This is a genomic window from Paenibacillus naphthalenovorans (assembly GCF_001465255.1).
Classification (GTDB): domain Bacteria; phylum Bacillota; class Bacilli; order Paenibacillales; family NBRC-103111; genus Paenibacillus_G; species Paenibacillus_G naphthalenovorans.
In genome coordinates this window covers 4,270,001-4,296,772 of sequence record NZ_CP013652.1, presented here as the reverse complement: position 1 = coordinate 4,296,772, position 26,772 = coordinate 4,270,001, and the positions used below count along the sequence as shown (strand labels likewise).

Sequence of the window (26,772 nt, the reverse complement as noted above, 5' to 3'; positions counted from 1 at the left end):
TACCATGAAGCTTTAGTTAATTATACCACACTTTTAGACCCGTTGTTCGGACTGCCAAAGCTTAAAACAATAATCAATAATTTCCCTTCTGCGGATAATGCCTATAAACACTTCATTATCGTCTATGACAGGAACATAGTTCTGGTTCGTGACCAGCGTAATCAAATCTACCATCTGCTGGTCGATCCGGACCGGTTTTATTACCATATGCTGAGGTACTTCCTTCAACTGCACTTTGTGTGCGTTCTCAAATCCGATCTCAGGGGAACGCTTGAGCTTCCATAATAAATCCCCTTCGGTAATGGTTCCGACATATTTTCCATTCTCATCAATCAGAGGAACGGCCGAATACCGGTGATACTCCATTCGCTCGAGTGCTTGACGTATGGTGGAATGAGGAGATAAATAAATAACGTCATCCTTGGGCACCAAAAAAAATGCGATGTTCAACGCTGCTCCCTTCCTTTCTCTATCTAAAAGGTCCTGCGATTCTCACCTTTCCATCATATCATGATATGCCCCGGGAAGAAAAATAATCACCGCTTGCAGGAACCATCCTCATGGACTTTTACTTCACGTTTTTTTCGTTTGCACGCCCAAATAAAAAGACAACCGGGTTACCCCGATTGTCTTATTTAGATAACATTACTCCGTCGTGTACGGCAGCAGAGCAATTTGACGCGCACGCTTGATTGCGATCGTCAGTGCACGCTGATACTTGGCGGAAGTACCGGTTACACGGCGAGGAAGAATCTTGCCGCGCTCGCTGATAAACTTCTTGAGCGTTTCAATATCTTTATAATCAATGTGCTTGATTTTGTTTACGGTGAAGTAACAAACTTTACGGCGCTTGCCGCCTTTTTTGCCACGGCCGCTGAACTTTCTTTCGCCGCGTTCGCCGCGGTCTTCAGAGCGTTCTCTTTTTTCGAATGCCATGTTTCTCCATCCTTTCTACGTGGGTTTTCCTACCGTTCCAAGCCTCTTAAAACGGCAAATCATCATCAGAAATATCAATCGGTTTTCCGTCATCCTGGAAAGGATCCTGCTGTTGGCTGCGTCCTCCGCCGTAACCTCCACGGTAGCCGCCTCCATCGCCGCCGCTGCCGGCACCCATTCCCATACCCTCATCGCGATTGCCGCTGTTAGCCGACTCCAGAAAGCGCACATTGTCCGCAATGACTTCCGTCACATAAACGCGACGTCCTTCATTGTTATCATAGCTGCGTACCTGAATACGGCCTTCCACTGCTGCCAAACGACCTTTGCGAAGATAATTCGCACAAGTCTCCGCGAGTTGGCGCCAAGTTACGACCGGAATAAAATCCGCTTCTCTTTGGCCTTGATTATTTGAGAAAGGTCGGTCAACTGCAAGTGTAAACTGGGTTACAGCCACACCTGCGGGCGTATAGCGCAGTTCAGGGTCACGTGTCAGTCTTCCGATCAGAATCACACGATTCAGCATGTATTTCCCTCCCGGATCCGTTGCAACGTACAGCCGTGATTTACGTTGTCCGTTGTCAACAAACTCAATTACGGCACTGGAGCCTTAAGCTACGTCTTTGACGATCAGGTATCGAATGACTTCGTCGGAAATCTTCAATACACGGTCAAGCTCGCTGACGACTTCACTATTAGCGTTGAATTGAACCAACACATAATGACCGTCACGATGCTTGTTGATCTCATACGCAAGACGGCGCTTACCCATCAGATCGTGCTTCGTAATTTCGCCACCGTTGTTGATGATGTTTTGGAACTTCTCCACCGTAGCCTGAACCGCTTCTTGTTCCAGATCAGGACGGATAATATACATCACTTCGTATTTGCGCATGTTGCCACCTCCTTTTGGACTAAAAGGCCTCTGATTCGGCTTGTACCGTCAGAAGCAAGGAGCGAGAATGTTTTCCTAAACTCGCACCATAATACTATAGCAAAAATAGAATGCCAAAGCAAGAGAAACCATCACACGATCATGTTGTTTTAACAGGGCAGGATGGTAATTATTAACCCTAATGCTAAAGTCGTTTTGTGGAAAATCTAACAATACACCAACAACAGGAGGTGACCCGCCATGGGTGAATGGTCGCAATTCCGTCCTGGCGACAGGGCGCCGAACGACGGCGAGTATATGGAAGTTGGCGAAAATGCCTTCCATATGGGCATTAACAATCCCAAAATGATCACATTAAAAAAAGGGGAACGCTTCCCCGAAACCACCAATCATAACCGAAAGTGGAAAAAAGTGTTTCGGGGCTGACCCCCTCTCCCCGACCGCCGCGGAATCGGAAGGCGCGTCGGGGAACCAATAACTTCATGTAAATGACAACTCAAAAGGAGATTACGATATGCGATATAAATATACCCTTATTCTTACCATTATCGGTGCCGCGCTCTGCCTGATCCATTATATCGGACACGAATACGACCCGATTTATTTACTGTTTTACTCTCTCAGCGTGCCGGCCTGGTTTTACCCTATCTTCACTTATACGGACGTAAATCCCCTGCTTCTCTATTTTCTCACGACTTTGTCGTGGACCGTCATGGGTTACGTCATTGACCGCTTCTCGATTTACCGCCAATCCCGCAGTCAATAGGCCTTCCAGGCATAGACCCTATCCATGTTGGAAACATGGCCGGGTCTTTTGGTTATGGCTGCAATTTTTTTCTACACTATTAAAATGAAGCCCTTGAGCTATATACCACTCATTTGCAGCAGCAGGTTATGGGATATGTGGATAACCCCGGCATATCCGGCAAAGCAAAACTTATCAACATGTGATTAACTTTTGGGTTAGACGAACTGATATTGTCCTGTTGATAACTTAATTAACTCGCTGCTTCACGTTCTCAACATGTATACAAACGTTTTTGAGGCCGTTGATAGGCCGCAATATTCTTTTTTATATTCCGCTTTACCGGCCGACTGCGATGTATTCCTGCCGATGCTTATGCTCCGATGAACCCCTCGGGTTCTCTCCCCTTTCCGCCAACAAAAAAAACGACCGTCATCGGTCGTTTGGTTATTGTATGTATGGCGGAAAGAGTGGGATTCGAACCCACGCACGGCTTGCGCCGCCTAGCTGATTTCGAGTCAGCCCCCTTGGGCCACTTGGGTACCTTTCCGCATTCCAAAAGGGACAAGTAATATAATATCACAGCCCCTCTTATAAATGCAATACCTAATTAAGCAGATTATCAAAGCCTTTGTTTGCTGGTTTCTTTACCTATTGTCCTGCTTCCGTACCGTCCGCTCCAGCCTCTTCTGATACAGCGGCAGACCTAAGCACCTTTTTTAATTTGCTCTCAAACTTCGCCCTGGGTACGAGCACACTATGTTTACACCCGACGCACTTGATCCGGATATCCATGCCCATCCGGATAATTTCCATTTCGTTCGTGCCGCATGGGTGAGGTTTCTTCATCTGTACTACATCACCAAGCTGATATTGTTTCTTTTCCATTAAGATTCCGCCTTTTCCGTCCGATGATAAGTGACGAGTCTCGGATAAGGGATATCGATCCCGTGTGACTCGAATGCCTTTTTGATTTCCGCATTCAATTGGCGCATCACCGCAAAATGAGTGTTGGGTTTACATTCGGCAGTCAGTCTCAATGTAATATCTGAAGTCCCTATCATATGAACACCAAGCACGTCAGGAGCCTTCACCATATCCACGCTATGTTCATAAAAGGCATTTGCAACTTCCTTTAATACCTTCAAAGCGGTATCGATATCCGTTTCATAGGCAACATTTACATCGATTACTGCAAGTGAATTATTAATCGAAAAGTTTGTTACCTGATTAATTGTTCCATTAGGAATAATATGAACCTCTCCCGTCCAACTTTTGATCCGGGTTACTCTCAAGCCGATTTCTTCGACTGTTCCTTTGTAGGTTCCTGTTTGTATGACATCTCCGACGGCAAATTGATCCTCAAATATAATAAAAAAGCCGGTAATGACATCCTTCACCAAGCTCTGGGCTCCGAAACCGATGGCAAGTCCGACAACGCCTGCACCGGCCAGCACAGGACCCAAGTTTACATTAAATTGACTCAATATCATCAGGATCATGATGAAATTGACCACATAAGTAATGATATTCGCAGCTAATTTACCGATCGTTTTGGTTCTTCTCTGGTCGAATTGGATCGGACCCCGCGATCTTTCTCTCAACATATGCTCTAAAGCCTTATTAGCGATTTTAATAATGACCCGAGCGGCTATATAAATCAGAATTACCTTCAATAAGGTAAACAGTAATCCAGTCCATACTTCAGGATTGGAAATATAGTCCGTCAATTCCGTTCGAAGTTTTTTCCATATTTGCGGTAAATTTTCTAATGTTATTTCCTCCGTTTGAACTTCAGGATTAGATTGGTTCATTTCCTTCCCACCTTACAGATCTATCGTAACATATTTATCACCGTTTTTAAAATAAATGCCCCTGATCTCTACATTTTCTTGGCGGATAATGTCCGCTACTTGATGTAAACATTCATCCGGAAATTCCAAAGATAGGGCACACCCGGCCGTTATTTCTTTCGGAGTCGGACACATATCATTCTCAATGCCGGCATAATCGAGCAGCATCTCCGCTCTTAACGCTTGTTGAGTTGAATCAAAAGCCATCAACAGCAACGCTCTCCCGCCTTTTCCGTTTTTTTCAGACCTACGTATAATTCATTCCTATTAACCGTATACTAGTAACAGTTTTTGCCCTGATTTTTGTGTATGAACTCTTAATGGGAGGCGTAAATATGAAAATTCCTTTTCATAGAGATGCGCAAAAGACAACAAACAATGAAATTCTTAAGGTAATGCATTCGGAATCAAACAGCATCGAATTGCTCTCCGAACGCCTTTTTGCTTTTCTCCAACAAGTGCCTCCCCATCAGCCTATCGTTCTGGTTTGTGTCGGCACGGATCGTTCCACCGGCGATTCATTAGGTCCACTCGTGGGAACTCAATTAAAAAAGTATGCGATAGAAGGCCTTCATTTATTTGGAACGTTGGATCATCCGGTTCATGCAATGAACCTAAGCGAAACGCTCACCACCATAAACCAACACTTTAATAATCCGTATATTATTGCCGTCGATGCTTGTCTTGGTCAATTAACAAGCGTGGGCTGCATCCAGATCGGGCAAGGTCCGGTCAAGCCCGGTGCCGGCGTCAATAAAGAGCTTCCTCCTGTAGGAAATATGCATATTACCGGTATTGTTAACGTCGGCGGTTTTATGGAATATTTCGTGCTTCAGAATACGCGACTAAGCTTGGTCATGAATATGTCCGACATCATAGCCAAATCATTCTACACCGCTCTAACCAGTAAACTGCGGTGGAAACCTACACCTTTAGTCCGCATCGATTAATGGCTTCGATTTCTTCCGGGGACAACGTATACTTGGACTGTCCTTGCTCTATCGGCTTAGCATACATATAAGTTTGTTCCCGGCTGTGTATTCCCGTAAGCACTACCCCATCCCTCTGATCATCCAGGATCGCTATGGAGAAACTTAGATCACTTCCTCGTTCCGCGAAAGCATTGTAACGGCAAAATCCGATATGTGATTTCATATGACGCATATGTTGTCTGATTTGTTTGATTTTTTCATCAATTTCATTATTCCTGGCCTCTTGGTCATTTAACTTTTGCTGCAGGTCAATTAATATTTGTTCAACATTGACAGCCTCCGCTCCGTTCAGCATACGTTCGTATCTTTTGCGGAGTTTATTCAGCTTCGCCCATAAGGAAACAACGATAATACTAAAAAACAATATGATGATTCCCACAAATGCTAATACAGCTTCTAACGGAATACTTGCTCCAAGTTCCCCCATGTGATGGCCCCCACATCCACACTCTTAGTTGGTATATTTCACGATTTCCTTGATCGCATAAACGAATTGATCGACTTCTTCATTCGTTGTAAAACAGCCTACACTCGCCCGAACCGCTCCACGTTCCATGGTCCCGGCCATCTCATGGGCCATAGGCGTACAATGATATCCTGCCCGAACGGCAATTTGAAACGATTGATCCAAAATAAAAGCAATCTCAGAGGAATCCGCATTTCCTACGGTAAACGAAACGATACCGGTTTTATTTTGCCCCACTTCAGGACCTAATACAGTAACGCCATCAATTTCCAATAGCCCTGACATCATTCTTTGAGTCAGCTGCCATTCCTTCTTATGAATGCTTTCAACCGTTTCCTTTTGTATGTATTTCACGCCCTCAATGAGTCCCGCTATCCCCACCGTATTTTGTGTCCCTGCCTCATATCGATCCGGCCGTACGGTAGGCTGATCAATGGCTTCCGATTGGCTCCCCGTCCCCCCATGCAGCAGCGGATCCAAATCAATATCGGGATGGATATACAACCCGCCCGTTCCTTGCGGTCCAAGAAGTCCTTTGTGGCCGGGAAAAGCCAACATATCAATCCCCATTTTTTCCACATCAATTTCTAATATCCCTGCTGTTTGCGCAGCATCCACTAATAGCTTGATTCCTCTGTCTCTGCACAGTTCTCCTATTTCTGATACAGGCAGTATGCTTCCAAGCAGGTTAGAGCTGTGACTGCAAACAACCAACTTTGTATTACCATTTATTTCCGAAACCAGATCATCAATTGCCAGATGCCCTTTCTGATCTGTTTTAATGTAAGAAATGTTTATGTTTTTTGTTTTTTTCAAATATTCCAATGGTCTTCTGACGGAGTTATGCTCTACAGCAGTACAAATGACATGATCTCCCTCATGAAGAAATCCCTTTAAGGCCAAGTTGAGAGCCATGGTTGTATTTAGTGCATAGGCAATATCGTTCGGATTTTTAATATGAAAAAGTTTGGCTAATTGCTTGCGTCCTTCAAACAGAGTGCGGCTTGCTTTTACAGCCATTTCATGACTGCCCCGGCCCGGGTTCGCAGCAAAGTGTTCCATATTGTCGTACATTGCTTTTAATACCTCCGGGGGTTTTGGCCAAGAGGAAGCTGCATGATCCAAATATATTATCGACAATTTCAATCACCCCACCTTTTCATTTTCATAAAGATAGCATACCCGAATCACCTGAGAAAATCAGGTATATAACTCAGGTATGCTATACAAAATAGCTTCATGAACTTTTCCCTTGCAGCATTTCCAACAGGCGATCCAAATCATCTTTTGAATAATATAAAATTTCAATCTTACCTTTATTGTTATTATGTTTGATTTTCACTGTAGTGCGATAAGTTTCCCTCAAGCTTTCTTCCAGCTGATTAATATAAGGATCCTTGCGTTTCGGTTTTAATTTGGTTTTTTTCTCCGTATTTTCTTCCAGCTTTTTAACTTCTTCTTCTAATTGGCGTACACTCCACTGTTCTTTAATAGTTGTATCCGCCAAGGCTTTGACGATCTTTTTATCTTTTAATCCTACAATAGCCTTTGCATGACCCATCGATAATGTTCCACGTGAAACATATTGCTTGACTTCTTCTGGCAGCTGCAATAACCGGAGAAAATTGGCAATGTGTGAACGACTCTTTCCGACCTTCACTGACAGCTCTTCTTGCGTCATATTAAACTGATCGATCAAAGCTTGATATGCAACGGCCACTTCCATCGCATTCAAATCTTCACGCTGTACATTTTCTATTAAAGCAATTTCCATAACTTGCTGATCGGTAAATTTTCTGACAACGGCCGGGATCGTCGCCAACCCGCTGGCTTGTGAAGCACGATACCGTCGTTCGCCCGCAATGATTTCAAATCCCTTTAAAACGCTTCTTACAATAATGGGTTGAATGACTCCATGCTCTTTGATCGATGCAGCCAACTCTTGAATCGATTCATCATTAAAGTTTTTTCTCGGCTGATATGGATTCGGTCTTAATTGACCAAGTGGAATTTCAACAACCTTATCATCTTCATTGATGTTAAGTGAGGGCAGTAACGCATCCAACCCTTTTCCCAGTCCCGTACCTAATCGCTTACTCACAGTGCAATCACTTCCTTTGCCAACTCCATATATACCTCTGCACCCTTTGATTTCGGATCATAAGTAATGATGGACTGACCATGGCTCGGAGCTTCACTTAATCTCACATTACGGGGAATAATCGTCTGATATACTTTCTGCTGAAAGTATTTCTTCACTTCTTCAATAACCTGCATCCCCAAATTGGTTCTGGCGTCAAACATCGTTAAAAGAACGCCTTCAATTTGCAATGTCGTGTTAAGATGCTTCTGTACAAGGCGCACAGTGTTCAAAAGCTGACTTAGTCCCTCCAAAGCATAGTACTCGCATTGAATTGGAATAATGACCGAATCGGCAGCCGTTAATGAATTTACAGTTAAAATACCTAAAGATGGCGGACAATCGATCAATATGTAATCAAACATGTGTTTCACTAGCTGAAGCGATTTTTTTAAACGAACTTCTCTTGATATGGTTGGAACAAGCTCTATTTCCGCGCCGGCAAGCTGTATAGTAGCAGGAATAATTTTCAAATTTTCAATTGCCGTATCACACATGGCATCTTTGGGATGTACATCATTAATCAGAACATCATAAATGCAATATACGGCATCCGCTTTGTTGATCCCAATACCGCTTGTCGTATTGCCCTGAGGGTCAATATCAACCAACAATACTTTTTTTCCCAAAGATGCCAGAGAAGCTCCTAAGTTAACAGACGTTGTAGTTTTGCCAACCCCGCCCTTTTGGTTGGTTATGGCGATAATTTTAGCCAATGAGTTCACCTCATATAATTAAAAACTTAAATGATTCAAAACTTTTTCGAATTCCATTTCACGAAACAATAATGAATAAATACACTAGAAAAAATTCGAATTTTTCATTTCTTTTAAGACGGTTCCAAAATAAATGTAAATAGATCGACACGACTTGACGCAATTTCAAAAAAAAGAATCATTAGAGAAGCTTAGAAACTCCCCAATGATATGTTCAGCAAAATGCCTAAAGAGATAAACAAGCCTCCTAATGAGGCCAATCCTTTGATTATGAATTCAACGGAGTGAACTATAATTAAGAACAGCACGATGAATAAAAAATGTATAATTTATTTTAGCGTTTTGGTATCCGAATGACAATTTCGTAATGATCTTCATGATCTTGTTCCGTAGTATTTATCGTTAAACCGGAAGATGAAACCATATCAACGGATTGCCTGATTGTATTCAGCGCCAATCTCACATCTTTAGAATACGAAACCCTCTTGGCTTTGCTTTTTACTTTAGCCGATTCCTTCAAAAAAGCAATTCTCGCTTCTGTCTGTTTCACATTTAATTCTTTAGAAATGATGTCTTCCAGCACTTTAACCTGAAGTTCTTCTTGATCCAAAGAAAGCAAAGCTCTGGCATGCCGCTCCGTCACTTTACGTTCAATTAACGCTTGCTTCACCGGTTCACTCAATTGCAAAAGTCTGATTTTATTGGCAATGGTGGACTGACTTTTCCCCAGCCTTTGAGCCAAGCTTTCCTGTGTCAAACTGTGCAAATCAATTAATTGCTGATAAGCAATGGCCTCCTCAATAGCTGTTAAACCTTCACGCTGAAGATTTTCAATTAAAGCTATAGAAGCCGCTTGCGAATCATTAAAATCACGTATGATGGCAGGGATCGTTTCTAAACCCAATTTTTTCACGGCTCGCAAACGACGTTCTCCCGCAATCAATTCAAACATATTGTTCCGCATCCGAACTACAATCGGCTGAATTACGCCGTGTGTTTTAATCGTCTGACACAGTTCTTCAATCCGCTCATCATCGAATATTGTTCGAGGCTGGTATGGACTTGGAACGATCTCATGGACAGGAACATTTTTCACTTCGCTTGTTGACGCCTTATCAGCAAAACCAAACAACTTCGAGATTTGTTCCTTCATTACGATAACCACCCGATCTTTTTAACCGATATATATAATATCCCTTTATTAATTAATTCTCCAGAAAAGTCTAAACTCCTGCTAGTACCGACAAAGAACTTTAGCCTATCCCTGAAAAGACATCCGTTAAAATGTTCCACGTGAAACAAAATTAAATCAAAGGAGATTTTAACGGTGTACCTGCTTTTCTGGGGTATTTTTTCGGCGTCGGACCCGTTTTTGTAATAAGCACGATATGTCTGGTTGACTCTTCAACAGGAAGCTCAAAACGATGAGTGTTCAGCCATTGACCCCTCAGTTCTCTTAAGCTGAAAGAGGCTTCCTCTATTTCGTCTTGGACCCCCTGCCCTTTCATTGCCACAAATAATCCTCCGACCGAAACAAAAGGCAAACAAAATTCATTAAGCACGGCCATACGTGCCACTGCTCTTGCCGTAACTAAATCATACTGGTCACGATGTATGGGGAGACGGGCCGCGTCTTCGGCCCGAGCATGCACACATTGAACGTCGGATAACCCTAAAAAAGACGTTACATGATTTAAAAAGTGAATCCGCTTGTTTAAAGAATCCACTATGGTGACCCGTAGATGGGGAAAAGCAATTTTCAAGGGAATACTGGGAAATCCTGCTCCTGAACCGATATCGGCTATCTTCAAATGATCCGACATAGGAACAAAAAAAGCAACAGAGAGAGAATCGTAAAAATGTTTAATATATACCTGTTCCCTCTCGATTATACCGGTCAGGTTCATTCGCTCGTTCCAATTCACCAGCTCCCTGTAATAAAGCTCAAATTGATGAAGCTGAGACTCCGATAACCGGATTCCTCTATTATTTAGCAAATCTGTAAAATTATTCAATATATTATCCATAGTTATCCTCTGGCTGCGAGTACTTTGTTATATTGCTCCAAATAAACCAGTAGGATAGAAATATCCGCAGGCGTCACGCCGGAAATTCGAGAAGCTTGCCCGATCGATATCGGCCGGATTTTGGCCAGCTTCTGCTTCGCTTCTGTTGCAAGGCCATGGACTTCTTCATAAATGATATCTTCCGGAATCCGTTTTTTCTCCATTTTACGCAGCCGTTCTACATGAGCCAATTGCTTTTCGATATAACCGCTGTATTTGACCTGGATTTCGACCTGCTCTTTCATATCTTCCGTCAGTTCATAAGGAGCCGGCGAGAGCGCATGAAGATGCTCATAAGTAACCTCCGGACGACGAAGCAGCGAAAGCATGTCGACAGAGTTATTCAAAACGGCACTCCCTAATGAGGTGAGCATCTGCTGTACCTCCGGTGTCGGCTTCACTTTCGTCGTTTTGAGGCGTTCGATCTCTTCCTCAACCTTCTTCACCTTGTCTTGGAACCGTTCATAGCGCGTTTGGGATATGAGTCCGATCTCATACCCAATGGGAGTCAGACGCAGATCGGCATTGTCATGACGAAGAAGAAGCCGGTACTCCGCGCGGGAAGTCAACAATCGGTAAGGTTCATTGGTTCCCTTCGTTACCAGATCATCGATCAAAACGCCGATATAAGCTTGGGAACGATCAAGGATCACAGGTTCTTTACCTTGAACCTTACGGGCGGCATTAATTCCAGCCATAATTCCCTGCCCCGCCGCTTCTTCATAACCGGACGTACCGTTGATTTGTCCAGCGGTGAAAAGCCCCTTCACTACCTTTGTCTCAAGAGACGGATATAACTGCGTCGGAATCACCGCATCATATTCAATCGCGTAGCCCGTCCGCATCATCTCTACCTTTTCCAGGCCAGGGATTGAACGCAGAATTCTAAGCTGAACATCCTCGGGCATACTTGTCGACAGACCCTGCACGTAATATTCTTTGGTGTTCCTTCCTTCCGGCTCCAGGAAGATTTGATGCTTCGGTTTGTCGCTGAAACGCACAATTTTGTCTTCAATCGACGGACAATATCTTGGACCCGTGCCTTCAATCGCTCCAGAAAACATTGGAGCGCGATGCAAATTATCGTTAATAATTTGATGTGTCTCTGCAGATGTATACGTTAACCAGCACGGCAGTTGATTTGGAACCTCTTCCGTCGTTTCATAAGAGAAAAATTTAGGTTTTTCATCCCCCGGCTGAATTTCGGTTTTTGAAAAATCAATGGTGTCCTTATGCACCCGCGGCGGCGTACCGGTTTTAAACCGGACCAGCTCCAGTCCGTGTTTGCGCAGACTCTCCGACAACTTAACGGCCGGCTGCTGATTGTTCGGACCGCTCTCATACATCAGCTCGCCCATGATGATTTTGCCGCGAAGGTACGTTCCTGTCGTCAATACAACTGCCTTGCCCAGATACCGTGCTCCAGTCTTGGTGATGACTCCCTTGCATACCCCGTCCTCGACAATCAGTTCCTCCACCATCCCCTGGCGAAGCGTTAACCGTTCTTGTTTCTCCAACGTTTCTTTCATGGTATGCTGATACAGAAATTTATCGGCTTGCGCGCGCAAAGCATGAACTGCTGGACCCTTCCCGGTATTCAGCATCCGCATTTGAATATAGGTCTTATCAATGTTGCGGCCCATTTCGCCTCCAAGGGCATCAATCTCGCGCACAACATGGCCCTTGGCCGGTCCGCCGATCGAGGGATTGCAGGGCATAAACGCAATCATATCCAGATTAATCGTCAGCACCAGCGTTTCACATCCCATACGCGCTGCCGCCAAGGCCGCCTCGACGCCTGCATGGCCTGCACCGATAACAATAACATCATATTCTCCCGCTACATAACTCATCGATCCGACCTCCTAACAAGTGATCTTATTTACCTAAGCAAAACTGTGAAAAAATCTGATCTATCAAAGAATCGCTCACGGAATCTCCTATAATTTCCCCCAGGTGCTCCCAGGCGTTTCGAATATCAATCTGAATCATATCGATCGGCACGAACGATTCCGCGGCTGAATAAGCTTCCGAAAGAGCTGTCCGGGCCTGTTTCAGCAAATGAATATGCCGCGCGTTGCTTACATAAGTCAAATCGCTGGATTCAACCTGACCGCTGAAGAATAACCCTGCGATGGCTTTCTCCAAATCGGCGATGCCTTGATCCGACAACAGCGACATCCGGACGACCCGCTCTTCGCCGAACGCATCGACCAGTATATGCTGTTCCAGCTGCTGAGGCAGGTCAAGCTTGTTGATAATTGCGATCACCTGACGTCCCTTCAGCTGTTCGATCAACTGCAGCTCATCCGGCTGCAATCGCTCCGCCCCATTGAACACCAGCAGAATGAGATCGGCATCGGCCAGCGCCTGACGGGATTTCTCCACGCCAATTTTCTCAACAATATCCGATGTTTCGCGGATCCCGGCCGTATCGAGCAGTTTTAGCGGAATACCACCTACATGCACATATTCTTCCACAACATCTCTTGTCGTACCCGCAATATCGGTAACAATAGCCCTCTCTTCTTGTGCCAGAGCATTAAGCAGCGACGATTTTCCTACATTGGGGCGCCCGACGATCGCCGTAACAAGGCCCTCGCGCAAAATTTTTCCCTGTTCCGCTGTACTCAGCAGCCCGTCGATATCCGTCATCGCCTCCGAACACTTGTTTTTAATATAGGCGTTCGTCATTTCTTCTACGTCATGCTCGGGATAGTCGATATTCACTTCGATATGAGCCATCAGCTCAACCAAACGATGACGAAGCTCTTTGATTCTCTTCGATAAGGTTCCTTCGGACTGCTTCAAAGCGATTCGGAAGGCACGATCGGATTTCGCCCGGATTAAATCGATAACCGCCTCGGCCTGGGACAAATCAATTCTCCCATTGAGAAAAGCACGTTTTGTGAATTCCCCCGGCTCTGCCAGCCGAGCCCCGTTCCCCAGAAGCAGGTCCAGCACTTTCCGCACGGAGACGAATCCCCCATGGCAGCTGATCTCCACTACATCCTCTTTGGTGAAGGATCTCGGAGCCCGCATCACCGTTACCAGCGCTTCCTCCGTTCTTGCCCCGGTGTCCGGGTCCACAATATGACCGTAATGTACCGTATGCGAAGGTACTTCGCTAAGCTTCTTTTTTCCTTTAAAAATACGTTCACTGATCCGAACGGCTTGGTCTCCGCTGACGCGAATGACCGCGATCCCCCCTTCCCCCATCGGAGTGGCAATCGCCGCTATGGTATCCTGAATCATGGTTGCACCTCAATTATTTGTAAGCTTCAATACTAAAGAAAAAGCAATGAAGTCATACGAACATGACATCATTGCATGTGGTAATCAGCGTAAAACAATCACGACACGGCGATTGGGCTCATCTCCCCGGCTGAACGTGCGGACTTTCGGATGATGTTGAAGCTGCGAATGAATGATTTTACGTTCCTGAGGAGACATCGGTTCGAGAACGACTTCTTTTCTGGTACGGATGACGCGATCGGCCAAACGATCGGCAAGCTCCTGCAGTGTTTTTTTCCTTCGCTCACGGAATTGCTCGGCATCCAGCACAATGCGCAAATGCCGGTCAGAGTACCGGTTGGCTACAATGTTGACCAGATATTGCAGCGCATCAAGCGTCTGCCCTCGCCGCCCGATCAGCATGCCGAGCTCCGAGCCGTGCAGGTGCAGCTCCGTAACTTCCTTGTCCTGTTTTTGCTCAATCCGAACATCAAGCTTCATGGAACGAAACACATCCTCAAGGAACAAGACCGCTTCTTCGATCGCATCCGGAAGCAAAGTCAATTCTACCTTCGCCTCCTTAGCCCCGAAGAGTCCGAACAAACCTTTGGCAGGCTGCTCCAGCACATTCACATGGACTCGGTTCTCGGTTGTCCCCAGCTGCTGAAGCCCGTTATTTACTGCTTCATCGATCGTTTTACCTGTTACCACGATTTTCTTCGTCATCCGATCACCCTTAACTGAAGAGTAATGAAATTATTTTTTCTTTTTCGATTTCGGTTTAGCTTCTGCCGTTGCTACAGCTGGTTGTGCTTTACCCGGCTTATATATGAAATAAGTTTGAACGATCGTGAAAATGTTACTGTAAACCCAGTATAACGGGAGGGCCGACGCAAAATTCATCGCCATGACAAAGATAAGCACCGGGAATATAATCATCAGGCTTTGCATCTGCGGAGGCGTCTGCGAAGACATCATTTTTTGTTGCAAATATGTCGTGACCGCTGCAAGCAGAGGCAATATATAATAAGGATCCTTCGTTCCAAGCTGCATCCAAAGGAAAGTATGTTCACCGATATGTCCATTGCGCATGATCGCGGCATACAAAGCAATCAGGATCGGCATCTGTATGAGAATCGGAAAACATCCGGCAAGCGGATTCACGCCTTCCTTTTGAAACAGCTTCATCGTTTCTTCCTGCTGTTTTTTGGCGTCGTCTTTGTATTTGTCTTTAATCTTCTTCAACTCGGGCTGCAATTCCTGCATCCGTTTCGAACTGCGATATTGTTTTAGCGTAAGCGGTAATATGATGAACCGGATAATAATCGTTACAACAAGAATGGACAACCCGTAAGAGCCCCAAAGCATGTGTGCAAACCAATCCAGCCCATCCGAGAGAGGACCGACAAACCACTTGTCCCAAAAGCTGTTTTCCCGGTCAATCGGCGCATTCGCCGGGCTGCATCCCGCAAGCAGTAAAAATACGAATAAAAGCGGAATGTATTTCAATAATCGACGCGTCAAAATCATATCCTCCCAGCTTCATCTTTTCCATTCTAAACTATATCATATCTTCAGGCACAAAGAAACTAATCGCTGCGTATCATCTCTCTTTACGAACCAGAAGAGACGCGCGTTTGAGCACATGAAGCACACTTTTCTCCATATCATGGTAATCCATCTCGGCAGCCGGCTTACGAGCGATGATGATCAGATCGTATCCCCCCGGAATTCGGGCTGCGTTAAGCCTTACAATCTCTTTCAACATACGCCGGATACGGTTTCGGACGACGGCGTTTCCGAGCTTTTTGCTGACCGACACCCCAAGACGAAAGGTTTCCTGCTCCGGGCGGGCTTTATAATAAAGTACAAATTGGTGGTTCGCAGTCGACTTGCCGTGGCGATAAACTTTATCGAAATATTCTCTTTTCGTCAGTCGGTTCTTTTTCTCCACGAACGCACGCTCCATTATCAGCCCCAATAGCGGCAAACTCACATGATCATTATCCAAATCAGACGATTCCGGTCCATAATAACAAAAAAGACCACCTATCAGTGGTCTTACGCCCTTATGCGCTCAATACTTTTCTTCCTTTTTGACGGCGAGCTGCAAGTACTTTGCGACCATTCTTCGTGCTCATTCTCTTACGGAAGCCATGTACTTTCTTGTGTTTACGGACGTTCGGTTTATATGTCGGTTTCATCTATCGTGCACCTCCTCGAAGGATTTGTTCCAATCCCAAAAATACCTTTAAACATTAAAGCACATTTTCACAATAAAAGTCAACTCGGATCCCCTCACTGCCTTCAAACAACATCTGCCAGGAAAGTTTCGGTCCATCCGCCGTCAATGACTAACATATAGAATAAATAAAAATCCAACCGGTTATCCACTTGTGAATAAAAATAATCGGAATTTCTCCGATTTTGTCGAATTATGAACACATTATAAACAATATATAGTGCTGTTGATAAGTCATACATACAAGTTGTAGGGTATGTGGATAAATCTTAACATTTCGTTGCTTATCAGGGTCTTTTTTGATATCATGAATATGTTTTCTGTTGTGGATACGATTACTTTTCAACAACTTTATCAACAGCCTGTGGATATCTTTGTGAACAATTTACACGGCTTATGTATAATTGGGTTATCGACTTTCTGCATATTGTGGATAGTTTCGACAACTCACCGCTTTTTTTCTACAGGGTCGCGGCTTACGCCACACCGGTTATTTTTTTAAGGGAGTGAATAGATTGTGGAAAGCCATCCTAACGACCAGTGGCAGCAAGTATTATCCATATTGCAAAAAAGGGTGAGCAAACCGAGCTACGAAACGTGGCTTACCTCCACAAGAGCTGTCGTATTTAACGATACCACGGTAACGATTTGTACCCCGAACAATTTCGCGCGCGACTGGCTGGAAAACCGCTATACCAAACATATTAAAGAAGCGGTTTACGATTATACCGGCAAACAAGTCGAGCTCAAATTCATCATTGAATCCGAAGAACAGCCTGAACCGCCCAGCATATCAGCAGCATCGGCTGCTGCTCCGGCCAAAGCACATCAAGCCTCTGCTCCGGAGGAAACGTTCAGTCATATGATGAACCCGAAATATACGTTCGATACGTTCGTCATCGGTGCAGGAAACCGGTTTGCCCACGCGGCATCGCTCGCGGTTGCGGAAGCGCCGGCCAAAGCGTATAATCCGCTGTTTCTGTATGGAGGCGTGGGATTAGGCAAAACGCACCTTATGCATGCCATCGGCCACTATGTTCTTGAGCATAACCCCAGTGCACGCGTGCTCTATATCTCGTCCGAGAAATTCACGAACGAATTCATCAATGCCATCCGTGACAACCGCGGCGAAAGCTTCCGCAACAAATACCGCAATATCGATGTACTGCTTATAGATGATATTCAGTTCCTAGCCGGAAAAGAACAAACGCAAGAGGAATTTTTCCACACGTTCAACGCTTTGCATGAAGAACGCAAGCAGATCATCATTTCCAGCGATCGGCCGCCCAAGGAGATTCCGACGCTTGAAGAGCGTCTCCGCTCACGCTTTGAATGGGGTCTGATCACCGATATTCAGCCTCCGGACCTGGAGACGCGGATTGCGATATTGCGCAAAAAGGCGAAAGCTGAAAATCTCGACATTCCCAATGAAGCCATGGTTTACATCGCCAATCAGATCGATTCGAACATTCGGGAGCTGGAAGGCGCATTAATCCGTGTGGTGGCTTACTCTTCTTTAATTAACGAGGACATTACATCGCATTTGGCCGCCGAAGCGCTGAAGGACATTATTCCAAGCAGCCGTCCAAGAGTGATTACGATACAGGATATCCAACAAAAGGTCGGCGAATTCTACGGCATGAAAATCGAGGATTTCAAAGCGCGTAAACGGACCAAAACCGTAGCTTTTCCAAGACAAATTGCCATGTACCTGGCTCGGGAGATGACGGATTTCTCACTGCCGAAGATCGGGGAGGCATTCGGTGGACGAGATCATACGACGGTTATTCATGCGCATGAGAAAATAAGCGAAGCACTGAAAGTAGATCAGGAATTATTCAAAATCATTCAGAACATTACAGAAAAAATCAGAAACGTAACGATGTAAACGGGAAACGATGCGATGAACGTCTTATCCACAGCTGCATAAAAGAAGGCCTATGCACAATCTTATACACATGTGGATAGGCCTTCTTTTTGCCTTATTCACTCACATATCCACATATCCCGGCTCCCTACTACTATTACTAATTAAAAAAAAAATGTAATATAGAAGTATATGCCCATCGTTTCCCGATTAGAACCAGTAGGAGTGACATACATGAAATTAACGGTACTGAAGCAATATTTGAATGAATCCATCGGTCACGTTTCTAAAGCCATCTCAAGCAGAACGACCATTCCCATCTTAAACGGGATCAAAATAGACGTCGATTCCAGCGGAATGATACTGACAGCCAGCGATACCGATATTTCGATCCAAAGCTTTATTCCTGCCGAGGATAATGAAATACAGGTCATTGATCTTAAACAATCCGGCAGCGTTGTCCTTCCTTCCAAATTTTTTGTGGAGATTATACGTAAACTGCCGGCGCAGCAGGTAGAAATTGAGGTTAAAGACCATTTTCAAACGACGATTCGTTCGGGTTCATCGGAAATTCAGCTTGTGGGTCTCGATCCGGAGGAATATCCGATTATGCCCGGCATCGAGGAGAATAAACGGATCCAAATTCCTAGCGACCTGCTGAAAACGATGATCAAGCAAACTTCGTTTGCCGTTTCAACGAATGAAGCTACTCCCGTGCTCACTGGAATTTTATGGACCATTACAGACGGAAAACTGAAATTCACCGCATGTGACCGTCACCGGTTAGCGAGCCGCGAAACGAATATCGATACGGAAGAAGGCATGACGCTTAACAATGTAACCATTTCCGGAAAAACGTTAAACGAGCTTGCCAAAATATTACCGGACCAGAACACGCTGATCGATGTCGTTTTTGCCGAAAATCAAGTGCTGTTCCAAATCAATTCCATCTTGTTTTATACCCGGATTCTAGAAGGGACATATCCGGATACGTCGAAGCTCATTCCGCAATTCTATCAAACGGAAATTGTCGTCAATACGAATGAATTGATCGATGCGATTGACCGCGCCTACCTCCTATCCAGAGAGGACAAAAGCAACATCGTCAAGCTGATGATGCTTGAGGACCAATCAATCGAGATTTCTTCTACCTCTTCTGAGCTTGGAAAAGTGACCGAAGAGTTGATGACTTCAAGCATGAAGGGGGAACTGCTGCGCATTTCCTTTAACTCCAAATATATGCTCGATGCCTTAAAGGTCATGGACAGCGAACAGATTCATATCGGCTTTACCGGCGCTATGCAGCCGATTATCATCAGGCCGAATGAGAACTCCAGCCTGCTGCAGCTGATCCTGCCCTACCGGACTACGGGCTAGAAAGAAGGATAATCCGTATGAAAAAAGTGGGCATAAGCACGGACTATATAACCCTTGGTCAATTTTTGAAGCTGGCCGATTGCATTTCTACCGGAGGTCAGGCCAAAAGTTTTCTTCAGGAAACCGAAATCTTTGTCAATGGAGAACCGGAACATCGACGGGGCCGCAAGCTGGTTCCGGGCGATATCATTAAGGTGGCGGGCTGCGGCGAGTTTCAGGTCGATGGGCCGACATAACCGCCGACTTTGGCAGAAGGCTTTGTTCGGCAAAGCCCCGCGATTGCTTATGAAGCAGGCTTTGCTACGCAAAGCACTCAGGAGGAACCGTCTTGCAATTAAAAAGGCTGTTAGTGCAGCATTATCGCAATTACGAGCAGGTCGAATTCCAAACCGACCGGATGGTGAACATCATCGTTGGACCGAATGCACAGGGAAAAACGAATTTGCTGGAATCGATTTTCGTGCTCGCGCTTACCAAGAGCCATCGGACCAACCAGGATAAAGAGCTGATTCGCTGGAACGAAAAAAAGGCCAGTTTACATGCGGAGATTGAAAAACGGTATGGTACGCTGCAATTGGATCTGATCATATCGCAGCAAGGCAAACGTGCCAAAATCAATGGGCTGGAGCAAAAAAGACTTAGCCACTTTATAGGAGCTTTGAACGTTGTCATGTTTGCGCCTGAGGATTTAGAGATCGTCAAAGGGTCTCCAAGCGTCCGCCGACGTTTTCTCGATATGGAAATCGGACAGGTGCATCCTGCGTATTTATACGATCTCTCCCAGTACAACAAAGTACTGCAGCAGCGGAACAATTACTTGAAGCAGCTGTTCTCATCCTCCGGCGACGCTCCCCTTCTTGAAGTTTGGAATGAGCAGCTTGCTCAATTTGGTATTAAAATAATGAAAAAACGTCAAAGCTTTATAAAGAAGCTGCAAATATGGGCGGAAAAGATACATGCCGGCATCACCAATGGCATGGAACGGCTTCGAATTGAGTATGACAGTGCCTTTGCCAACGCTCTTGAAGAAGAAGAAGCTGTCTTATTTGACCGATTTATGATAAAGTTATCACAGGTGAAGGATCAGGAAATCCGCCGCGGCGTCACGCTGGCAGGACCGCACCGCGACGATCTCCGCTTTTACATTAATGATAAAGAGGTACAAACGTTCGGTTCCCAGGGGCAGCAGCGAACAACGGCCCTTTCGCTTAAACTGGCCGAAATCGAGCTCATCTGCGAAGAAGTCGGGGAATATCCCCTGCTTTTGCTCGATGATGTGTTGTCAGAGCTTGACCGATATCGTCAAACCCAGCTTATTGAGACGTTCCAACGGAAGGTGCAAACCTTCATTACGACAACCGGCATTGAAAGCATAGATTTGTCAAAACTGGAAAACGCTTCTGTCATCCATGTTCGAGACGGAAGCTTAACATAAATGGATTGCCATCGTTTTGCCGGGAAGGAGTGGGTCAGCATGTTCATTCATTTGGGCGGCGAAAAAATTATTCGCGCATCGGAGCTTGTCGCCATTTTTGACCTGTCGATCGAGAAATCTTCCAAAATATCCAAGCAATTTGTCACCTATGCCAATAAGGAAAAGCGCGTGGAAGTGATTGGCGACGAGGAAAGCAAATCCCTTGTTGTGACACATACAAAAGTCTATTACTCTCCGATATCGTCCATGACTTTGAAAAAACGGGCGCATCATTTGTTAACGAACTAGAGACCATGTCGCTCCGCGATTTCATCAGCTAGTTGAACATAATAAATGAGATTTCCTCCTTGACAGCGCATGTTCAGGAGAGATTTACTCTTTTTACTACGGAAAAGTGGGTGTCTGCATGTCTGTAAATCCAGGTACAAGCTATGATGAAAGTCAAATTCAGGTGCTTGAAGGTCTAGAGGCGGTTCGCAAACGACCGGGGATGTACATCGGATCCACGAGTAGCCGAGGCCTTCATCACTTGGTATGGGAAGTCGTCGATAATAGTATCGACGAAGCACTAGCCGGATATTGCACGAAAATTGATGTGATTGTTCATCGGGACAACAGCGTAACGGTTATTGATAACGGGCGCGGCATCCCGGTCGGGGAGCATCCGAAGCTCAAGCGTCCGACCTTGGAGGTCGTGCTTACCGTGCTTCATGCAGGCGGCAAATTCGGCGGTGAGGGTTACAAAGTATCCGGCGGTTTGCACGGTGTAGGCGTATCCGTCGTGAACGCTTTGTCCAAGAAATTGATTGTCCGGGTGAAACGCGACGGTAAAATCCATGAACAAGAATTCAGCTGCGGCATTCCCCAGTATGACGTAAGGATTATCGGGGAGACGGAGGAAACCGGAACGCAGGTGACGTTCTGGCCCGATGAAGAAATATTCACGGAAACAACCGAATACGATTTCGATACGCTTCAATCCCGTATCCGGGAGCTTGCATTCTTGAATAAAGGGATCGAAATTACGCTGACGGATGAGCGTTCGAATGAGTCCCACACGTTCAAATACGAAGGAGGGATCGTCTCCTTTGTTGAATATTTGAACCGTACGCGGGAAGCTTTGCACCAGCCTCCGATCTACGTCGAAGGAGATAAAGACAATATTCATGTCGAAGTCGCCCTTCAGTATAACGACAGCTATACGGAGAACATTTATTCGTTTGCGAATAATATCAATACGCATGAGGGCGGTACACACGAATCCGGATTCAAAAGTGCGCTTACACGAGTTTTAAACGATTATGCCCGTAAAAACAATGCGATTAAGGATAACGATGCCAATCTGTCCGGCGATGACGTGCGCGAAGGCTTGACAGCCATTATTTCGGTCAAGATTCCGGATCCGCAATTTGAGGGCCAGACGAAGACGAAGCTCGGGAACAGCGAGGTTCGCGGTATCGTGGAATCGCTTTTTGCGGAGAAGCTCCAGGAGTTCCTGGATGAGAATCCGTCCATTGCAAAAAAAATCGTAGAAAAAGGCGTACAGGCGCAAAGAGCCCGCGAAGCGGCAAGAAAAGCGAGAGAGCTGACGCGCCGCAAAAGCGCCCTTGAAGTGAGCTCTTTGCCTGGCAAGCTGGCCGATTGTTCTTCTAAGGATACTTCCATCAGCGAAGTGTACATCGTCGAAGGGGACTCCGCCGGCGGCTCGGCCAAGCAAGGACGCGACCGGCATTTTCAGGCGATCCTGCCGCTACGCGGCAAGATTCTCAACGTGGAAAAAGCGCGGCTGGACAAAATTTTATCCAATGCGGAAATTCGCGCGATCATTACGGCGCTTGGCACAGGGATCGGCGATGATTTCGACATTTCAAAAGCGCGGTACCATAAAATCATTATTATGACGGATGCCGACGTCGATGGAGCGCACATTCGGACGCTGCTTCTCACCTTCTTCTACCGCTACATGCGGAGACTGATCGAGGTTGGATATGTCTACATCGCACAGCCGCCGCTTTACAAGCTTGAGCGGAACAAAACGGTGCGTTATGCCTACAATGACAAACAGCGGGAAGCCATTATGGCTGAATTTGGGGAAGGCGCTAAAGTGAATGTACAGCGGTACAAGGGGCTTGGAGAAATGAATCCGGGCCAGCTGTGGGAGACGACGATGGACCCGGAGAGCCGTACCTTGCTGCAGGTAAGCATTCAAGACGCGATCGAAGCGGACCTGGTCTTCGATACGCTGATGGGCGACAACGTTGAGCCGCGGCGTGAATTTATTCAGCAGCATGCGAAATACGTCAAAAACTTGGATATTTAATTCATCGCCATGAACCGTAGGAGGTAAAAAATCTTGTCGGAAGAATCCCGTTCACAGGTTAGAGAAATAGATATCGGCTCGGAAATGCGCACTTCCTTTATGGATTACGCGATGAGCATTATTGTCAGCCGCGCTCTGCCGGATGTCAGAGACGGTCTTAAGCCGGTGCATCGGCGTATTCTGTATGCCATGTCGGAGCTGGGCATGTCACCTGACAAACCCTATAAGAAATCGGCCAGAATCGTTGGCGAGGTCATCGGTAAATACCATCCGCACGGTGACTCTGCCGTATATGAAACCATGGTGCGCATGGCGCAGGATTTTTCGTTGCGCTATATGCTTGTCGATGGCCACGGAAATTTCGGCTCGATTGACGGCGACGCTGCCGCGGCTATGCGTTATACGGAGGCGCGGCTGTCCAAAATCGCGATGGAAATGCTTCGCGACATCAACAAAGAAACGATCGATTTTGTGCCGAACTATGACGGTGAGGAGCAGGAACCCGCCGTATTGCCGGCACGCTTTCCCAACCTGCTCGTCAACGGATTGTCCGGTATCGCCGTAGGGATGGCAACCAATATTCCGCCCCACAACCTTACGGAAGTCATCAACGGCGTTCAGCAGCTCATTGAAAATCCGGACGTGACACCGCTCGATCTGATGCAATCGATCAAAGGACCCGATTTTCCTACCGGCGGTTTTATTATGGGGCGTGAAGGAATTAAACATGCATACACCACCGGCCGCGGTTCCGTAACGATGCGAGCCAGAGCGACCATCGAGGAAACCGGCGGCAAAGCGCGAATCATCGTTCATGAACTGCCCTATCAAGTCGTCAAAGCTCGTTTAATCGAAAAAATCGCCGAACTGGTCCGCGAGAAAAAAATCGACGGCATTACCGATTTGCGGGACGAATCGGACCGCAACGGAATGCGTATCGTTATTGAGCTGCGCCGTGACGTTAATCCGAATGTCGTACTGAACAATTTGTACAAGCAAACGGCCATGCAGTCCAATTTCGGTATCATTATGCTTGCACTGGTAAACGGTGAACCGAAGGTGCTTAATCTTCGTGATATGCTTTACCATTATCTGCAGCACCAAAAAGAAGTCATTCGCCGCCGGACGGAATTTGACCTTCGCAAAGCGGAAGCCCGTGCGCATATCTTGGAGGGCTTGCGCATTGCGCTGGATCATCTGGATGAAGTGATTACGCTGATCCGTTCATCCCGCACGACGGAAGATGCCCGTGAGGGCCTGATCAACCGCTTCGGCCTTAGCTTTGAACAGGCACAGGCGATTCTCGATATGCGTCTGCAGCGTTTAACCGGCTTGGAGCGCGAGAAAATCGAAGAAGAGTATGCTGAATTGCTCAAGAAAATTGCCGAGTACAAAGCCATCCTGGCTGACGAACAGTTGGTATTGAATATCATCAGCGAAGAGCTGAATGAAATTAAGGAAAAATTCGGTGATGAACGCCGCTCGGAGATTACGATCGGTGAAGAAAGCATCGAGGATGAAGATCTGATTCCTCAATCCGAAGTCGTGATTACGATATCGCATACTGGCTATATCAAGCGTTTGCCGGTGACTACCTACCGCAGTCAGAGACGCGGAGGTAAGGGCGTTATCGGTATGGATACGAAAGATAATGACTTCGTAGAACATTTGTTCGTAACGAATACACACCATTATCTGATGTTCTTCACGAACAAAGGAAAGGTATATCGTCTAAAAGCTTATGAAATTCCGGATCTCAGCCGTACGGCCAGAGGAACGCCGATCATCAATCTGATTCAGATCGAGCAGGGAGAAACGGTAAATGCCGTCATTCCTGTGGAAAGCTTCGAATCCGATAAATATTTGTTCTTTGCAACCAAGAACGGTTTGGTGAAGAAAACGCCTCTGGAAGACTACTCCAATATTCGTAAGGGCGGGTTGATCGCCATCACGCTCCGTGAAGACGATGACCTGATCGGAGTGAGGCTGACGGATGGAAATCAATCGATTATTATGGGTACGAAGCAAGGGATGTCCATTCATTTCCCGGAACAGGATGTTCGCCCGATGGGTCGGGGGGCTACCGGAGTGAAAGGTATTCATCTGGATGATCATGATGTCGTTATTGATATGGACGTCGTTCAAGAGGATAACAGCGTGCTTATCGTAACGTCCAAAGGCTACGGTAAACGGACTCCGGTTGAAGAGTACCGGATGCAGTCCCGCGGCGGTAAAGGCATAAAAACACTCAATGTGACGTCAAAGAACGGCCCGGTCGTCGGCTTGAAGGTTGTTCGGGAAGACGAGGATCTTATGGTCATCACTGCGCTCGGAACGATTATCCGCACAAGCATGTCGGGTATTTCCATGATGGGACGTAATACACAAGGGGTTAAACTGATCAATATCCGTGATGAGGATGAAGTGTCCACCGTAGCGCGGGTAGAGAAGAATGAAGATCAGCCTGAAACAGAAGAAGACGGCGAGACGCCGGACATTACGGCAGAAGAATGACCGTCTTATGCTTCAAGGGTTAAAGAATGGGGCTTACATCCCCATTCTTTTTCGTTTAAAATATATACAAAGATAATTTTTCAGCGGAGCTGAAGGTAAAGTGAGGGAATTCCATGGCTACTGTCCCCGTTTCCCAGTTAAAATCCGGCGAGAAACTCTCTGAAGATGTGCTAACCAAATATAACAACGTTCTTCTTCGCAAAGGAAAAATCATCTCGGAGCACGATTTGGAAGTACTTCGAGCGTTTTTAATTCCTGCTGTTCAAATCGAATCCAAGAATGGACAAGCCGTTAGCTCATCGGACGAAACCGCTTTGGATGAAAAACAACAAGGGACGGTCTTGTCTTTTTACGAACATTATGAAAAAATGCTGCAGCTGATGCGGCGTGTTTATAATATTGCGAACGCCGGCGGTCAAAACTTGCCGATACTGGAGATACGCACGACATTGGAAAAGCTGATCCAGCATATTGATGATTACAATGTGCTCACATTCAGTCCAAGACATTTTCAATTGAGTGATTTTATTTATCATAACAGTATTATGGTCAGCCTTACTTCCTACAATTTGGCCAAGTGGCACGGTTTGTCTTCTAAAGATTTGATGCCGGTAGCGCTGGGCGGATTATTGCACGATATCGGGAATGCGAAGGTGGACGCGGGGATTTTGTTCAAACCGAGCGCGCTGAATGCTGCTGAAAGAGAAGATATGAAAAAGCACACGATTATCGGCTATAATCTGTTAAAAAGCGTACCTGCCATTAACGATGGAGTGAAGCTTTGCGCACTGCAGCATCATGAACGTGAAGATGGATCCGGATATCCCTTGGGTGTTCGCGGTGATAAGATTCATTTATATTCAAAAATTGTGGCCATCACCGATGTCTTTCACGCAATGAAAACCAATCGTTATCATAAGAGTGGAGCCTCTCCATATTTGGTATTGGAACAGCTTTTGAATGAATCCTTTGGT

General features: G+C 45.9%; 30 protein-coding genes and 1 tRNA gene (1 of these 31 running past the window's edge). 11 read left to right on the top strand and 20 right to left on the bottom strand.

From position 1 onward, the window contains the following. Positions 1-33: 33 nt before the first annotated feature. The 4 genes from IJ22_RS21080 to rpsF all read right to left on the bottom strand — a co-directional run bounded on the left by IJ22_RS21080 (position 34) and on the right by rpsF (position 1,831). Complete coding sequence (locus tag IJ22_RS21080; RefSeq protein WP_054816953.1) at positions 34-450, bottom strand: CBS domain-containing protein; 417 nt, start codon at positions 448-450, stop codon at positions 34-36. Between the two features lie 195 nt (positions 451-645). Next, on the bottom strand, positions 646-936 hold the full coding sequence (gene rpsR, locus IJ22_RS21075) for a 30S ribosomal protein S18 (protein ID WP_062410209.1): 291 nt from the start codon (positions 934-936) through the stop codon (positions 646-648). Positions 937-982: 46 nt separating this feature from the next. Further along, positions 983-1,462, bottom strand: a complete 480-nt coding sequence (ssb, locus tag IJ22_RS21070; protein WP_054816952.1) for a single-stranded DNA-binding protein — start codon at positions 1,460-1,462, stop codon at positions 983-985. An 84-nt stretch (positions 1,463-1,546) separates the two neighbouring features. Continuing rightward, complete coding sequence (gene rpsF / locus IJ22_RS21065; protein ID WP_054816951.1) at positions 1,547-1,831, bottom strand: 30S ribosomal protein S6; 285 nt, start codon at positions 1,829-1,831, stop codon at positions 1,547-1,549. A 240-nt stretch (positions 1,832-2,071) separates the two neighbouring features. Between rpsF and IJ22_RS21060 the strand changes: the two genes are divergently transcribed. Further along, positions 2,072-2,257, top strand: coding sequence for a YjzC family protein (locus IJ22_RS21060; RefSeq protein ID WP_062410208.1), 186 nt, complete (start codon positions 2,072-2,074; stop codon positions 2,255-2,257). 88 nt (positions 2,258-2,345) lie between these two features. Continuing rightward, a complete protein-coding gene (locus IJ22_RS21055) occupies positions 2,346-2,597 on the top strand; it encodes a hypothetical protein (RefSeq protein WP_062410207.1) in 252 nt (83 codons plus the stop codon). A gap of 438 nt (positions 2,598-3,035) precedes the next feature. On the opposite strand, the gene IJ22_RS21050 is transcribed toward IJ22_RS21055, so the two are convergent. The 4 genes from IJ22_RS21050 to IJ22_RS21035 form a co-directional block, all read right to left on the bottom strand. Further along, positions 3,036-3,126 (bottom strand) — tRNA-Ser (locus IJ22_RS21050). 101 nt (positions 3,127-3,227) lie between these two features. Continuing rightward, positions 3,228-3,464: a DUF951 domain-containing protein gene (locus tag IJ22_RS21045; protein WP_054816949.1), complete on the bottom strand. Its 237-nt coding sequence runs from the start codon at positions 3,462-3,464 to the stop codon at positions 3,228-3,230. Further along, complete coding sequence (locus tag IJ22_RS21040) at positions 3,464-4,390, bottom strand: mechanosensitive ion channel family protein (protein WP_062410206.1); 927 nt, start codon at positions 4,388-4,390, stop codon at positions 3,464-3,466. Before IJ22_RS21040 ends, IJ22_RS21045 begins: the two co-directional genes overlap by 1 nt. Before the next feature lie 12 nt (positions 4,391-4,402). Then, positions 4,403-4,645: a putative Se/S carrier protein gene (locus IJ22_RS21035; RefSeq protein ID WP_062410205.1), complete on the bottom strand. Its 243-nt coding sequence runs from the start codon at positions 4,643-4,645 to the stop codon at positions 4,403-4,405. A gap of 119 nt (positions 4,646-4,764) precedes the next feature. On the opposite strand from IJ22_RS21035, the gene yyaC reads away from it, so the two are divergent. Next, positions 4,765-5,379: a spore protease YyaC gene (gene yyaC / locus IJ22_RS21030; RefSeq protein WP_062410204.1), complete on the top strand. Its 615-nt coding sequence runs from the start codon at positions 4,765-4,767 to the stop codon at positions 5,377-5,379. Here yyaC and IJ22_RS21025 read toward each other — a convergent pair. From IJ22_RS21025 to rpmH, 12 genes are all read right to left on the bottom strand, one after another. Further along, positions 5,354-5,848, bottom strand: a complete 495-nt coding sequence (locus IJ22_RS21025) for a DUF4446 family protein (protein ID WP_062410203.1) — start codon at positions 5,846-5,848, stop codon at positions 5,354-5,356. The two genes, yyaC and IJ22_RS21025, sit on opposite strands and share 26 nt — an antisense overlap. 24 nt (positions 5,849-5,872) lie before the next feature. Beyond that, positions 5,873-7,027, bottom strand: a complete 1,155-nt coding sequence (locus IJ22_RS21020; RefSeq protein ID WP_062411097.1) for an aminotransferase class V-fold PLP-dependent enzyme — start codon at positions 7,025-7,027, stop codon at positions 5,873-5,875. A 97-nt stretch (positions 7,028-7,124) separates the two neighbouring features. Further along, positions 7,125-7,988, bottom strand: a complete 864-nt coding sequence (locus IJ22_RS21015) for a ParB/RepB/Spo0J family partition protein (RefSeq protein ID WP_062410202.1) — start codon at positions 7,986-7,988, stop codon at positions 7,125-7,127. Beyond that, entirely contained in the window at positions 7,985-8,743 is a 759-nt protein-coding gene (locus IJ22_RS21010; RefSeq protein WP_062410201.1) for a ParA family protein, read from the bottom strand. Before IJ22_RS21010 ends, IJ22_RS21015 begins: the two co-directional genes overlap by 4 nt. A gap of 334 nt (positions 8,744-9,077) precedes the next feature. Further along, on the bottom strand, positions 9,078-9,896 hold the full coding sequence (gene noc, locus IJ22_RS21005; protein WP_062410200.1) for a nucleoid occlusion protein: 819 nt from the start codon (positions 9,894-9,896) through the stop codon (positions 9,078-9,080). Positions 9,897-10,047: 151 nt separating this feature from the next. After that, positions 10,048-10,770, bottom strand: coding sequence for a 16S rRNA (guanine(527)-N(7))-methyltransferase RsmG (rsmG, locus tag IJ22_RS21000; protein ID WP_062410199.1), 723 nt, complete (start codon positions 10,768-10,770; stop codon positions 10,048-10,050). Positions 10,771-10,772: 2 nt separating this feature from the next. Continuing rightward, a complete protein-coding gene (gene mnmG, locus IJ22_RS20995) occupies positions 10,773-12,662 on the bottom strand; it encodes a tRNA uridine-5-carboxymethylaminomethyl(34) synthesis enzyme MnmG (protein WP_062410198.1) in 1,890 nt (629 codons plus the stop codon). Between the two features lie 25 nt (positions 12,663-12,687). Continuing rightward, a complete protein-coding gene (gene mnmE, locus IJ22_RS20990; protein WP_054816948.1) occupies positions 12,688-14,064 on the bottom strand; it encodes a tRNA uridine-5-carboxymethylaminomethyl(34) synthesis GTPase MnmE in 1,377 nt (458 codons plus the stop codon). An 84-nt stretch (positions 14,065-14,148) separates the two neighbouring features. Further along, positions 14,149-14,769 (bottom strand): RNA-binding cell elongation regulator Jag/EloR, encoded by a 621-nt coding sequence (gene jag / locus IJ22_RS20985; RefSeq protein WP_062410197.1) that lies wholly within the window; start codon positions 14,767-14,769, stop codon positions 14,149-14,151. A 30-nt stretch (positions 14,770-14,799) separates the two neighbouring features. Beyond that, a complete protein-coding gene (gene yidC, locus IJ22_RS20980; protein ID WP_062411096.1) occupies positions 14,800-15,567 on the bottom strand; it encodes a membrane protein insertase YidC in 768 nt (255 codons plus the stop codon). A 79-nt stretch (positions 15,568-15,646) separates the two neighbouring features. After that, positions 15,647-15,997, bottom strand: coding sequence for a ribonuclease P protein component (gene rnpA / locus IJ22_RS20975; RefSeq protein ID WP_062411095.1), 351 nt, complete (start codon positions 15,995-15,997; stop codon positions 15,647-15,649). A gap of 115 nt (positions 15,998-16,112) precedes the next feature. Then, on the bottom strand, positions 16,113-16,247 hold the full coding sequence (gene rpmH / locus IJ22_RS20970; protein WP_054816947.1) for a 50S ribosomal protein L34: 135 nt from the start codon (positions 16,245-16,247) through the stop codon (positions 16,113-16,115). A 555-nt stretch (positions 16,248-16,802) separates the two neighbouring features. On the opposite strand from rpmH, the gene dnaA reads away from it, so the two are divergent. From dnaA to IJ22_RS20930, 8 genes are all read left to right on the top strand, one after another. After that, positions 16,803-18,173: a chromosomal replication initiator protein DnaA gene (dnaA, locus tag IJ22_RS20965; RefSeq protein WP_062410196.1), complete on the top strand. Its 1,371-nt coding sequence runs from the start codon at positions 16,803-16,805 to the stop codon at positions 18,171-18,173. A gap of 213 nt (positions 18,174-18,386) precedes the next feature. After that, positions 18,387-19,529, top strand: a complete 1,143-nt coding sequence (gene dnaN, locus IJ22_RS20960; protein ID WP_062410195.1) for a DNA polymerase III subunit beta — start codon at positions 18,387-18,389, stop codon at positions 19,527-19,529. Positions 19,530-19,546: 17 nt separating this feature from the next. Beyond that, positions 19,547-19,765, top strand: a complete 219-nt coding sequence (yaaA, locus tag IJ22_RS20955) for a S4 domain-containing protein YaaA (RefSeq protein WP_062410194.1) — start codon at positions 19,547-19,549, stop codon at positions 19,763-19,765. A 92-nt stretch (positions 19,766-19,857) separates the two neighbouring features. Next, positions 19,858-20,964 carry a DNA replication/repair protein RecF gene (gene recF, locus IJ22_RS20950; RefSeq protein ID WP_062410193.1) on the top strand — a complete coding sequence of 369 codons (1,107 nt, stop codon included), beginning with the start codon at positions 19,858-19,860 and terminating at the stop codon, positions 20,962-20,964. Positions 20,965-21,003: 39 nt separating this feature from the next. Next, the gene (gene remB, locus IJ22_RS20945) at positions 21,004-21,252 is read left to right on the top strand and encodes an extracellular matrix regulator RemB (protein WP_062411094.1); all 249 of its coding nucleotides are present in this window, start codon (positions 21,004-21,006) and stop codon (positions 21,250-21,252) included. 118 nt (positions 21,253-21,370) lie between these two features. Continuing rightward, positions 21,371-23,284: a DNA topoisomerase (ATP-hydrolyzing) subunit B gene (gyrB, locus tag IJ22_RS20940; protein ID WP_062410192.1), complete on the top strand. Its 1,914-nt coding sequence runs from the start codon at positions 21,371-21,373 to the stop codon at positions 23,282-23,284. A gap of 33 nt (positions 23,285-23,317) precedes the next feature. Beyond that, positions 23,318-25,798: a DNA gyrase subunit A gene (gyrA, locus tag IJ22_RS20935; protein ID WP_062410191.1), complete on the top strand. Its 2,481-nt coding sequence runs from the start codon at positions 23,318-23,320 to the stop codon at positions 25,796-25,798. A 113-nt stretch (positions 25,799-25,911) separates the two neighbouring features. Continuing rightward, positions 25,912-26,772, top strand: the 5' portion of a protein-coding gene (locus tag IJ22_RS20930; protein WP_062410190.1) for an HD-GYP domain-containing protein. 210 nt of this gene lie beyond the right edge of the window; only the first 861 of its 1,071 coding nucleotides appear in the window; it begins with the start codon at positions 25,912-25,914; the stop codon falls past the right edge of the window.